Source organism: Stenotrophomonas sp. GW821-FHT09E08 (assembly GCF_059416125.1).
Genome location: NZ_JBWKOO010000004.1, coordinates 1 through 12,430, shown reverse-complemented (window position 1 = coordinate 12,430; position 12,430 = coordinate 1). Strand labels below are relative to the sequence as shown.

Sequence of the window (12,430 nt, the reverse complement as noted above, 5' to 3'; positions counted from 1 at the left end):
GTCACGCCCACCCTTCCGGCCTTCCACATCCTTCAGCGGCATGACGCCCCGCCACGCCGGCAGCCTTCAACACGTCGTGGATACCACGTGCGCTGTTACAGCGGCGTATCACCGGCAGGCACTGCGCCCTCTGCCTTAGAGCTGAGTTCAGCGAACGCCTCGGCGAGCTGAATGCTGTCGTCTTCGTGGTCATCCGGCCAGGCAACAAAAAGGCGGCCGGTAGTTGCCGGCCGCCTGACGGTTGCACTGCTTGACCGGCAGCTTAAAGCCCCACGATGTACAGGCCCGTTCCGGTCAAAGCGCCGATGAGAGCAATCACTACTTCCTGCTCTTGTCTGCAGCCGGCTCGAAGGCCTTTGCGTAGGTCTCGCAGACGCTCTTGACTGACGTTTTCCCAGCCTCCGCCAGCGCCTCGATGGTGACAACTGGAATCATCGACTTCTTGCCCTTGGCGGAGAAGTGGAACACCACGCCGCGCTCACCGACTCTACGAGCCGCCGTACCGGCTGCGGCAAGCTCCCCTTCAACCTTCATCTTCGGCATCTCACCAGCCGCGGATGCGACGCCAGCATCCACAAACCCTTTCCCGGCGCAGTACTGCAATACGCCGATCGTGTTCTGTGCACTGAGGTACGCGGTGGTACCGGGATCCGACGTGTTGGCGAAGGCAGCATTGGCTCCTCCCAATGCGACGACGGACAATGCGATTGCTTTCAATGAGACTCGCATGGACACAGATCCTTAGTTTGTTAGGCAAAACGCTGCCCCATCGGAACAGCGCAGCATCGTCGGCTGCCCACGAAAGTAGAGAGCTGACCGGGCGATGATCTGAGGCGAACTGTGAACACGCTCAGTACAACCCGTAAAAGGGCCTCTCTAATGGACACATACCTCGTCCAAGCGCGAAATCTATTCACATGCGAGATTGATTTACATCAATCCGGCAGCGTATCACCGGCAGGCGCTGAGCCCTCTGCTTTGGAGCTGAGTTCAGCGAACGCCTTGTCGAGCTGGATGCTATCGCCTTCGTAGTAATCAGACCAGGGAATAGACGGGACCTAGGCAAAAATCGCTCAAAACGAGGCCTGCAGGGCAAGGCGAGCGGCAGGACAATGGCAATCAACATCAGCAACCAACGAGCGGACAAGGACAGCGTCGTCGTCCAGCGCCGATGGCAAATAAATTTGTGAGATTAGTAACAATGTGAGTTATGCCAGCGTTAGCGTTGAATATTGCAAATGGATATATCTACGTGCAATGGTTTGTTATCGGCAAGTTAAGCGACAAACAAACTTCAGACTCTCATGCCGATTCAACAGCGCTGCTGTCACATCACTCTTGAGGGGGACATATGGATCAGCACTCGTTTAGCCGTAACCCGTTGATGCTTGCTATCACCGCAGTGTTGTTCTTGGCTGCTATCGAGCCCGCACCGGTGTTGGCGCAACAGGTTGCAGAGAGCCAAGAGAGTAAGGCCTTGGAGCCCACCACCCAAGCCCCCGCCAGTACGCTGACCGAACTTGATCGGATGACCGTCACCGGCTCACGCATTTACCGCGCCGGCTTCGACACGCTGGAACCGGCGGCGGTGGTCAGCCGTGAATCGATCGAGAACTATGGCGACACCAACCTCATCGACGCAGTGACTAAGATTCCCGGCATCAGTGCGGGCGTCAGTTCGCGTGGCGACCAATCCAGCTTCGGTGCCGGCGTCAACTTCGCCAGCAAATTCGGCCTGGGCAGTAATCGCCTGCTGACCCTGGTCAACGGGCGCCGCTTCGTGACCTCCACCCCGCCCACCATCTTTGGTGCCGGCAGTGGTTCGGGTGTTCAGGTCGACATGAACGCCATTCCCAGCGTCATGGTGCAACGCATTGAAAGCCTGAGCGTGGGCGGTGCCCCCACCTACGGCTCGGATGCGATCTCCGGCGTCAACAACATCATCCTGCGCGACAAGTTCGATGGCGCCGAAGTCGAGCTGGGCTACGGTAGAACCAGCAAGAACGACAACGAGCGCTACTCCTGGTCGGCCATCTTCGGTACCGACTTCGCTGATGGGCGCGGCCACATCGTGGTGGCCGCCGAGCTGGACAACGCCGACGGTGTGAACGCGCTGCAACGTGATTTCTACCGCCAGGGCTACAGCCTGCAGGCCAATCCCACGGTGGCCAATGCCACTTCCCAGCCCCTGCGCCGTCCGACCAATGATGGCCGCATCGACGGCAGCATTCCGTTCAATACCGGGCCGGCCGACGGTATCCCCGACCAGGTCTGGATCCGCAACCGGCGCATTGCCAGCATGACCTTCGGTGGCCTGGTGATGCCGGCCACCGGCAGCTACACGCGCAACGGCCTGGGTGACATCCTTGGCTTCGGCCCGAACAAAGACAAACTGTGGCAATTCAACAACGAGGGCAAGCTGGTCGAGTTCAACCCCGGCACCAGCTACGCGGGCGGCAATGCATCCGGCGGTGACGGCCTGAACCTGTTCGAGACGATGCCGCTGATCGCCGACCTCGAACGACGCTCGGTGTTCTCTACCGGCAGCTTCGACTTCACCGACAACGTACGGGGCTTCTTCGAACTCTCGCGATACGAAGCGACGGCCCGCGAAACCCTGGACCAGAACGTCTACAACGCGGTGTCCTTCGGCAACGCCCGCTTGGACGGAGGCGGTGCGGCCGACGGCGCGCTGACCTTCAGCGCCAGCAATCCGTTCCTGAGTGAGGAAACCCGCAAGATCCTCGCCGACAACGGCATCACCTCGTTCCGCCTGTCGCGTTCTTCGCGCGACCTGTCGATGAACAACGCCAGCACCGAAACCCGCCTGACCCGTGCGGTGCTTGGCCTGAGTGGTGCGTTCGAGGTTGGAAAACGCAACTTCAACTGGGAAGCCAGCGTCACCCATGGCCGTGGCGACTTCGACTACCTCGGCACCGGTCTGATCCAGCAGAACTTCATCAATGCGATCAACGTCACCACCGATGCCAGCGGCCGCATCATCTGCGATGCCACGAGCCCGGGCACTACGGCCGATGCGAACTGCCGCCCGCTGAACCTGTTCGGCGAGAACCAGGCATCACGCGAAGCCCTGGACTATGTCTCCACCCGTACCGTGGCCAAGGCGCAGACCCGTCAGACCGTGATCAACACCTCGCTGTCCGGCGGTCTGTTCGATCTTCCCGGTGGTGAGCTTTCCGTTGCGGCCGGCTTCGAACACCGCCGCGAAGAAGGTTCCTTCACCCCCAGCGAGTACCAGCGCCTGGGCCACGGCCGTTCGGTGCCAACCCAGGCTACACAGGGTAAATACAACACCAACGAAGTGTTCGCCGAAGTGCTGGCGCCGCTGTTCAATCCCGACTGGGATCTCCCGGGCCTGCACCGGCTGGACCTGACTGCCAAGTTCCGCCGCGTCGACAACTCCGTGGCCGGCGCGTTCAATGCGTTCACCTACGGCATCCAGTACGAACCGATTGCAGGCCTGCAACTGCGCGGCAATAAGACCCAGTCATTGCGCGCCCCCTCCATCGCCGAGCTTTACACCTCCCAGCAACCGGCCTACTTCACCATCCCGGAAGTGTGCTCGTTGGACAGCATCAATGGGGGTTCGAACCCTGCAGTGCGTAACCGCAACTGCCAGGCGTTCTTCGCCGCGTACCCGGGCGCCGATCCGAACACCTTCCGCCAGCAGCCAACCACAACATTGGGCTCTAGGAACGGTAGCACCCGTCTGCAGAACGAGACGGCGAAGTCGTGGACGGCCGGCATCGTGTTCGCACCGGAGTGGATCCCAGGCCTGCGCGTCGCCGCCGACTGGTATGACATCGAGATCAACAACGCGATCACCGCCCTGAGCGCCAACGACATCATCACCGGCTGCTTCGACAACGCCGACTTCAATGCTGCCAACGTGCCCAATGCCAACCGCTTCTGCGGCCTGGTAACGCGTGATCCGAGCACCGGCGTGGCCACCGACATCAAGACCGAGTATGGCAACGGCCCGGTGCTGATGTTCCGCGGCTGGACCGCCGAAGTCGGCTACCGCTGGGACCTGTCGCGCTTCGGCGTGCTGGACCTGGACTTCTATGGCTACATGCCGAAGAACCGTGGCCAGGCTGCGAACCGGGACGTGCCGTTCGTTGAACAGGCGGGCAGCTTCAACGAGCCCAAGCGCCAGTTCCGCTGGACCGCACAGCACCGCATCGGCAACTGGAACTACGGCGTGGCCTCCAACTACACCAGCCGCGCCCAGTACACCATGACCGATACCCCGGAAAGTCGTCAGTACTTCTATCGAGACAGCTGGACCACCTGGGACGCCAACGTCACCTACCGCATCACCGACGCCGCTCGCGTGACGTTGTCGGTGATCAACGTGGGCGACGACATCGGGCCATTCCCGTATGTACTGGATGGCCTGGGCCGTCGCTACATGGCGAGTCTTCGCTACAGTTTCAAATAAGGATCGGCATCTTGAAGGCCCGGCAACTGCCGGGCCTTCGTATTCATGCTGCTGACCGAGGTGGCTGCGGCTTATGCCGGCTTTCTGGGCGTGCAGTTGGTGGCCCGGATGAAATCACTCTTCTTGGGTGATCCGGCGCACCAAGCAGAGGGGCCGTGCGAGGCCTTGGCTGCTCAAGCCAGGGGCGTATGAGCAGCGCCGCATCGACGTCAATGCTTACACATGATCCGACGCCTGAGTACGAGTGTAACTCCTAGCGTCAGTAGCGCTGAACTCATTTATCAACGGACTGGACGCCGCCGGTAGGGGGGGCTATGTCCAAGCGTTCTATCTACATAAACATGATACTTCGAAGGTAGGCGCTTTGCGTCGACCGATTGAGGTGTTTGAGTTCCAGGCTGGGGAGCGGGGTATGTCATTCCACCATCCGTCAGTAGAGGAGCAGATGTTGATGAAGCATCAATCAAGTTCTCGCTTGCGTCGTAGGTTGACTCCCCGTCCGTTGACTTTGGCGGTCCTGAGCTCACTAATGTTCTCCACATCCATGTCAGTGGTAGCAGCGGATCCCTTGGAGGATCTGCGACAACAACGCAGTTTGCAGGCTGCTGCGTGGGCGAGATCATTGATTACTCCTTCTTCTTCTTCTTCTTCTTCTTCTGTGCCCGGCAGCGTACAAGGGACATCAGCGGTCACGAGCCCAGCTAATGTCGCTGGCGTGATTGGAGATCCGACAAGCTGGCGCACGGAGGAGTTCAATGCTGACTGGGGCTTGGCTGCGACGAATGCAGACCACGCCTATGCGCGCGGCCTGACCGATACCGGCATCCGTCTCGGCGTGCTCGACAGCGGCACGGGCCTGGATCACCCGGAATTCGCCGGCAAGAACCATCGCAGCCTCCGTCTGGCCGATGTGCTGGGAGATGGCAGGCTGTGCGGCCGCGAGGTACTCGCCGGCCCGGATGCCTGCTTCACCAGCGACGGCAATCAGGTCGCGATCGATTACACCCTCATTGATCCCGCTTACAAGGAACTGCTCAATCGCAACGGCTACTTCGAGGGCCCGGGCTACAACGTGCACCGACGAACTGCTTTCGCGCGTGCGTGCGTTCTTTGAGGCCCATGGCGAAAGCCGCTCGGAACCGCTGCGCTACGCGCAGGAGGCGCCACCAGTGCGCGACCGAGCGGGCTTCCGTCGCTTTGATGAGGTGGGCGTCACCGAGTACCTGGTACTGCAGGAGGCCTTCAAGCGCGAACTGTGCGCCGGCTTCGATGCGCGTCTTGCCGCTCATGCATTGCTGGAGGCTGGATGGCTCAAGCCCAGCGGCGATGGCCGTCCGTCGCAGGTGGTGCGCATACCGGGCGTGGGCGCAGTGCGGCTTTTCATTTTTGATCCGCGCAAGGTGCACAACAGTGCCCCCTGATGGCACCTATCAATTGCCGTAGCTGAATCATCTGTATCGGGACTATCGGTGCACGGCCGCGCTTGACGATCAGTTCGCTCCAGACACCGTGGTCGTGCATGATGGGTCAGCGATTCGCCCACTCGGCCGCAGCGATCTTGGAGGCAGAACCCATAGGGTGCCCCACCTGGCCAATCTGCTGACCCTGCCGACGAAGTCTGGAAAGGGCATCGCTCCGCTCCAGGTTCTCATAGCGGTCGTGGGCTGCTATTTCGTTCTTCTCCCATCTAAGGAGGGGACTGGCTCGGGAGCCGCAGCTTTGCGTGCTGGTTTGACACGATTTTTTACAGTTTCGTACTGGACGCGATCGTGCTCAGTCCGGAAGCTCCAACGGCTCGGTCTTCTACAACCAAGACCGGGTGCAGACGTCGCATCCTTACGACCGAGTGCAGCAATGTGAAAGGTGGGGCCGACGCGCCCTGTTGGGCGCCGCTGATCTATCCTGGATCCGATATTAGGACTGAATCCAGCCTACGCTCGGGACTCGTGAGAATTCTGCACTGCTTATAGCTTGCATGAGCTCAGGGTCACTTGTTCGCACCGTATCTCTCTTAACGCTGTGCCAGAGCCGCCGCTACCGAATTATTCCCGTGATTCCCATCTACCAGTCGCTGTTCCGAATCGTTGTGACAATGCTGCTCTCCTTGCCAAAGATGAAGCAGGCGTTCGCGCAGCGATTGAAGAGCTTCGTGTCGCGATTGCATCTGCTGAAGCTGTGTAGTGGCATGCTGATGTTTGCCGTCCTTGGGGGGGCGCCCCCGGCTCTGGCACAGAGCGAGATAGCTTCACCGAGACAGCAATTAATGGAACTCGGTAGGTCCCTGGATGGAATAGCGCGCGCACGCGCCACTGTCGACACGACAGAGGCGCTTGCGGAACTCTCAGCGCAGGCCGCCGATATAGAGCGTGCCGCCACGGCGCTGGAGCGAGAACTGCAGCCTGGCATCGATCAGCTGGATGAACAGCTCTCCAAACTGGGAGCAGCTGTTGCGGGGAGCGAGCCTCCCGCACTTGCGCTTCAACGCAGTAACCTGAAGCGCGAGCGTGATGCGCGAGCTTCCATCGTTGCCCAGCTCAGGGTATTGGCGGTACGTGCGACCCACCTGAGCAGTGAAATATCCGAGCAACGCACGGAGCTGTTTAGCGAGGCGTTGGGCAAGAAGGTGGGGTCCCCACTGTCACCAGACATCTGGAGGGTGGTTGTCGCGCAGCTTCCTGGCGACATCTCCAGGATGGCACCCCTGTTGCGCCAAGGACGCGACGCGATGACAGGCGCGATCAGGACACATGGATGGAGCCCATTGCTGCTGGCGATGTTGGCCGCGCTGGTGATGATGCTGCCATTGCGTTTGTGGTTGCGCAGCCTGGGATGGCGCTTCGCAGCGTCTGAGCATGCTCCCGACGGGCGTCTACGCCGATCTGGCTTGGCTGTCTGGTTGCTGTTGACGGGCACCTTATTGCCCGGATATGCAGTGGTCGTGTTGATGACGGTGCTCGATGGAATTGGCGGGATTCCGACGCCGCTCAGGGGGGTTGCCGATGGGATACAGGCGGCGACGTTTGTTTCTGCGTTCATTGTTGCCCTCGGGGCGGCATTGCTGATGCCCAAGCACGCTACATGGCGACTGCTGGAACTCAATGATGTAGCGGCACTGCATTTGCGCAAGCATGTGTGGATTGCAGCAGGATTGGCATGGTTCAGTACCGTTCTGTTGGCACTGGACAAGGCGGCACTCACCAGTGACGCCAGTACCATTGTGCTGGACGGGCTCATCGCGCTGGCCTATCTGGGGTTGGTCCTGGCGATGCTGGTCACTTTGACGCGCCTGCATCATCGTCAGGAAGACGCGCTTGGCCCTGGAGATTCAGTTCAGGCCGACAGGAGGGCAGGCGAGGAGAGGATCCGCCAGGGCAGTTGGCTGGCGTTGGCGCGTCTGTTGGGCGGCGCGGCCGTGCTGCTTGGGATCGTCGCTACATTGCTGGGTTACCTGAACTTCGCCAAGTTCGTGACCCAGCAATTGATCGGTGGTGGAATCGTGGTGCTGACTGCGCTTTTGCTGCTGAAGTTCTTCGATGACGTGGCAACGTGGCTTTTCAGCACCGATAGCACTGTCGGCCGAACAATCCAGGTAAGCATCGGGCTGAGGCAAACCCGATTGGAACAGGCCGGTGTGCTGTTGTCGGGCGTGCTTCGACTGGCGGTTGTACTGGTTGCATTGCTCGCGCTGGCTGCGCCGTTTGGGAGCATTGGCTCGATCATCGATCGGGGCATCGCGCTGCTCAATGGCATCCCAATAGGAAAAGGCATTCTGAAGCCGAGCCAGATTTTGCTGGCCGTGGCGGTGCTGGCGGCGGGTCTGGCGTTGGCCCGGTTGCTCCGAGGCTGGCTCGAGAAGACCTATCTGCCCAGGACCGAACTGGACACAGGTGCCAGAAACTCCATCAGTACGGTAGCAAGCTACCTCGGTGTCATCGCCGCGGTATTGTGTGCATTGACCGTGCTAGGTGTGGGCCTGGACAAGCTGGCGTTGGTGCTTGGGGCGCTTTCGGTCGGCATCGGCTTTGGTCTTCAGGCGATCACGCAGAACTTCATATCCGGCCTCATTCTGCTGGCGGAGCGTCCGGTCAAGATCGGCGACTGGGTGAAACTGGGAGATATTGAAGGCGACATCCGACGGATCAACGTGCGTTCGACCGAGATCATCGCGGCGGACCGTTCAACACTGGTTGTTCCAAACTCGGAACTGATCACAAAGACGTTGCGCAATCTGACCATGGGCCACAATCAAGGACGGGTGCAGATCATGTTCGCGGTGCCAGCCAGCACGGACGTTGTCGCGTTGCGTCAGGCACTGCTGGATGCCTACGCCGGACATGAGGCCGTTCTTTCCCAGCCTGCACCGTTGGTGTTCATCGATAGCATCCTTGATGGAAACATCACCCTAAATAGCTTTGCCTACGTATCCAGTCCTCGTCAGGCTTACGCTGTCCGCAGCGACCTCTACTTCTGCCTCCTGGAGATTCTGTCCACGCGCGGAATCGCGCTAACCGCGCCGACGGATATCCACATTGCCCGGGACGTCGAGCTCTGACCAGCCTCTATCGGGCGCTACCGCAGCTTGCAGTGATTGGCCGCTTGATTGGCTGGCGCGGACGATGAAAAGTGATTCGAACTTTGATCGGTAGCGTATGGGTTGAGCACATTCGACCGTGGGCTTTGTCATTTGGGAGAGGATGCCGCGACGAAGTCGGAACCTAGGCTGTCATCGGCTGTCTGGTAAGAAATGCTAGTTAGCTAGGCATTCGGCGCCAAGAAATCTGGACAGTGATATCCGATAGATAGGGCGCCGCCGCCAAATGATCTGGACGGCGTTACCAAGTTGGACATCGCCGATGAACACCACGGGCGATGGTTCCTTTCAGTCTTCTGTGATGTTTATCTCATGATTCTGAGGACAGGCCAATGTTGCAGCCTGCCGGCTGAGTATTTTGGTCTGTGTAACAGGCATGCAATCGTGAGGCGGTACTTCAAGGATTGAGTAGAGACGTATTCCCATCCATGCCCAGCAGCCGAGTGATCCAGCTGCGAGCGTTGATCTCCGCCATGGTGAGCGGACCAAGGAATAGCCATGAGGCATGCAGGGCGATTGATACGTGTGGGTGCTGGACTGGCGTTGGCAGCGCTGCTTACTGCTTCTGGTTCATTGGCAGCGCAGGTCAACGAGTCATTTGCCTATGACGAACTGGGGCGATTGATCCAGGTTACTCACGGCGACGGTTCCACTGTCGATCATGTGTTCGACGCGGCGGGTAATCGGCTTACCGTGGTCGGCAGCAAGAAGCCTGTCGACCCTGATCCTCCAGTCGATCCACCGGAACCGGTGGCTTTCGAGCGCACGCTGGCGCTTTCGCCCACCTCGGGACAGACCGTAGACCTCAGGGCCGTTGCCAATGCTGCAGGCTATAACGGCCAACAGCCAGCCAAGATCATCTTCGATGTGCCTGCTGGGGTAAGCATCATTGCCGCTCCCGGCGGCGTGGCGATGGTGTCAGGTGAGTGGCCCACTGGTACTTACGCCATTGATATTGCGTTGAAGGTTTCGGGGCAGGTCTATGGTGGCGGTGGAACTGGCGGCAATGGCGCGGGTGGTGAGACGCCGGCTGCGGGCGCCGGGATTACTGGCGGCGACGCTTTTGTTGCCCAAGCGCCCCTGAGCATTGAAGTGCTGCCAGGCGGAACGATCGCTGGCGGCGGAGGCGGAGGTGGCGGTGGAGCTCAATCACCACGGCTGGACATGATCATTGGCCCCAAGCCGGGCGGCGGTGGAGGCGGCGGCTTCCCCAATGGAGCGGGTGGTGCATCAAGCGCACCTACCGTCAATAGTGGACTTCCCGGCACAGCTGCAGGCGGCGGTGCGGGGGGTATCAGCATCCCCACGGGCCCCTCGGGCAAGGGAGGTAACGGCGGCGGTGCCGGATCGCCGGGCGAAGCCGGCCAGGCAACGACAAGCACGGAGTCCTCCGCCGGCGCCGGTGGCGCCCCCGGATTTGCGGTTCGCAAGAACGGCCATGCAGTCACCGTAACCAACGCCGGTGGCTCGATCACCGGTGCTCAGGAGTAAGCCATGCGCGCCGATACGACGATGCTCAACGAACGCTCCGTAACGTCTGCGATGCTGTCGCGTTGGGTACGCCGCGTACTGGGTAGCTTGGCCCTGCCATTGAGCATGGTTGCAGGTTCGGCGAGTGCGCAGGTGCAGATCGGAATCGATCAACGCCTTTCTCCGCCCAGCGACCAGTCGGTGCTGAGCAATGGCGTGGACCCGCGCACCGGTGAATTCCTGTTGCAGAGTACGGACCTGTCCATCGGTTCAGGCTCCTTTCCCTCGCGCCTGGACCTGGTACGGATTCAGTCCAGCAAGCGACCGGGCGTACAGTTCAATCTGGATGGGCGTGCGGTGTGCTCCGGTTGTGGCCCCTATACGGCCAATGACAGTCGTCCGCCGCTCAATTTCAAGCCAAGTCTGTGGCCGGCAGTGGATATCGTGCTGCTCGGTGCGACCTACCGCTTCATTCGGCAGGCCGACGGCACACTCGCCACAAACAAGGCCGACGGTGCCACGTTGGAGCGAGATGCTGAGGACAAGCGCCTGCTGTTCCGTAACCGCGACGGGGTCACCGCCTATTTCGACTTCTCCACCGAGTTCACATGCGGCTACAGCAGTGCCGACAACAGCAGCTTTGGCGGCACCAATGCCTTCACCAAAGCGATCTGCCAGCAGGTTCGCTACATCGAGATGCCCAATGGCGAGTCGCTGTCCTACCGCTACGTGACCCGCACCAGCACCAACTACAACGATTACCCGCTGGCCAAGCTGGCTGAGGTCGTCAACAGCCGCGGGTACGGCATCCGATTTGCCTTTGATTCCCCGACCGATCCGACCCTGGTCAGCAGCGCCAGCGGCTTCCGTGCCAGCTGCGTGGAGCTGGACACCGTGCTGTGCGGAACGGGCGATCTGCCTACCGTCCAGTACACCTACGACCGCTGGAGCGCCAACGGCTTGCCACCGCATGAAGGACGCTTGCGTAGCGTGGTGGACGTTAGCGGCGGCACCACCGAGTATGAGTACGAATTCCTTGCTGGCCCCAACTCCAACACCTATCGGATCGTTTCCGAGCGCCGCCCCAGCAACCCGTCGCTGAAGGTCTACGTCAACACCTACGAAGGTGATCGCGTCGTCAAGCAGAGCGATGCCGGTGGCAATGCGACCCAGTACGCCTACGGCAGCACGGATGTGAATGCCGCATCGGAAACGCGAGTGACCGATCCGCTGGGCGGGGTAACGACGTATCGCTACGCAGCCGGAAACCCCTACCCGGTCGCGGTGGTCGACGCCAACGGCGCCACGACCGAGTACACCTTCGACGCCACATTGCGGGTGACCTCGGTGAAGTCGCCCGAGGGCGATCTGGTGGAGAACCGGCTTGATGAGCGTGGCAACCTGGTCGAGCGCGTTCGCAAGGCCAAGCCGGGTTCGGGCCTGGCCGACCTGGTGGAGACGGCCACCTTTCCGGCCTGCGATGGCAGCAACTTCCGTGTCTGCAACAAGCCCACCTCGACCAAGGATGCTCGCGGTGGGACGCAGGAGAGCCGCTACGACCCGGCGCACGGCGGTCTGACCTTCCAGCTCAGTCCACCTGATGCAGCCGGTGCCCGCTCCGGCTCGGCCATGCGCTATGCAACATTTGCGGCGGCAGCAGACAGCAACGCACCCGCCGTGGCAGGCGTGCCGGACATCTCGCAATCGGCGATCACCCTCCCCATCGCCCAGGACCGCTGCCTGGAGAGCCAGGCAGCGGGTTCGGCCGCATTGGCATGCTCAGCGTCAGGACTGGTCAGCACGCTGTACGAGTATCAGGCCTCAACGCCTGAGGCCCGCAGCAGCTTCGAGTTGCGCCGGACGGTGCAGGACCCCACCGGGGCCGCGCTGGCCAGCGAGAGCTTTTA

Annotated in this window: 7 protein-coding genes; 6 read left to right on the top strand and 1 reads right to left on the bottom strand. The window is 60.8% G+C overall.

Annotation, left to right across the window (positions count from 1 at the left end; translation table 11 throughout):
* Window positions 1-318: 318 nt before the first annotated feature.
* Entirely contained in the window at window positions 319-729 is a 411-nt protein-coding gene (locus AC07M7_RS06985) for a hypothetical protein (protein ID WP_495207013.1), read from the bottom strand.
* Window positions 730-1,384: 655 nt separating this feature from the next.
* Between AC07M7_RS06985 and AC07M7_RS06980 the strand changes: the two genes are divergently transcribed.
* From AC07M7_RS06980 to AC07M7_RS06955, 6 genes are all read left to right on the top strand, one after another.
* A complete protein-coding gene (locus tag AC07M7_RS06980) occupies window positions 1,385-4,462 on the top strand; it encodes a TonB-dependent receptor domain-containing protein (RefSeq protein ID WP_495207012.1) in 3,078 nt (1,025 codons plus the stop codon).
* A gap of 529 nt (window positions 4,463-4,991) precedes the next feature.
* Window positions 4,992-5,576 (top strand): hypothetical protein, encoded by a 585-nt coding sequence (locus tag AC07M7_RS06975; RefSeq protein WP_495207011.1) that lies wholly within the window; start codon window positions 4,992-4,994, stop codon window positions 5,574-5,576.
* Window positions 5,560-5,883 carry a hypothetical protein gene (locus AC07M7_RS06970; RefSeq protein ID WP_495207010.1) on the top strand — a complete coding sequence of 108 codons (324 nt, stop codon included), beginning with the start codon at window positions 5,560-5,562 and terminating at the stop codon, window positions 5,881-5,883. The genes AC07M7_RS06975 and AC07M7_RS06970 overlap by 17 nt, the downstream gene beginning before the upstream one ends.
* A 692-nt stretch (window positions 5,884-6,575) precedes the next feature.
* Entirely contained in the window at window positions 6,576-9,014 is a 2,439-nt protein-coding gene (locus AC07M7_RS06965; protein ID WP_495207126.1) for a DUF3772 domain-containing protein, read from the top strand.
* 582 nt (window positions 9,015-9,596) lie between these two features.
* Window positions 9,597-10,544, top strand: a complete 948-nt coding sequence (locus AC07M7_RS06960) for an RHS repeat domain-containing protein (RefSeq protein WP_495207009.1) — start codon at window positions 9,597-9,599, stop codon at window positions 10,542-10,544.
* Window positions 10,545-10,547: 3 nt separating this feature from the next.
* Window positions 10,548-12,430, top strand: a 1,883-nt coding sequence (locus AC07M7_RS06955; RefSeq protein WP_495207008.1) for a hypothetical protein, incomplete at its 3' end; no start/stop codon positions are given.

Bases quoted from the DNA above. Each gene is read 5' to 3' on its own strand.
- AC07M7_RS06975 (WP_495207011.1), top strand. From the start codon at position 4,992: ATGTTCTCCACATCCATGTCAGTGGTAGCAGCGGATCCCTTGGAGGAT.
- AC07M7_RS06980 (WP_495207012.1), top strand. From the start codon at position 1,385: ATGCTTGCTATCACCGCAGTGTTGTTCTTGGCTGCTATCGAGCCCGCA.
- AC07M7_RS06965 (WP_495207126.1), top strand. From the start codon at position 6,576: ATGAAGCAGGCGTTCGCGCAGCGATTGAAGAGCTTCGTGTCGCGATTG.
- AC07M7_RS06985 (WP_495207013.1), bottom strand. From the start codon at position 729: ATGCGAGTCTCATTGAAAGCAATCGCATTGTCCGTCGTCGCATTGGGA.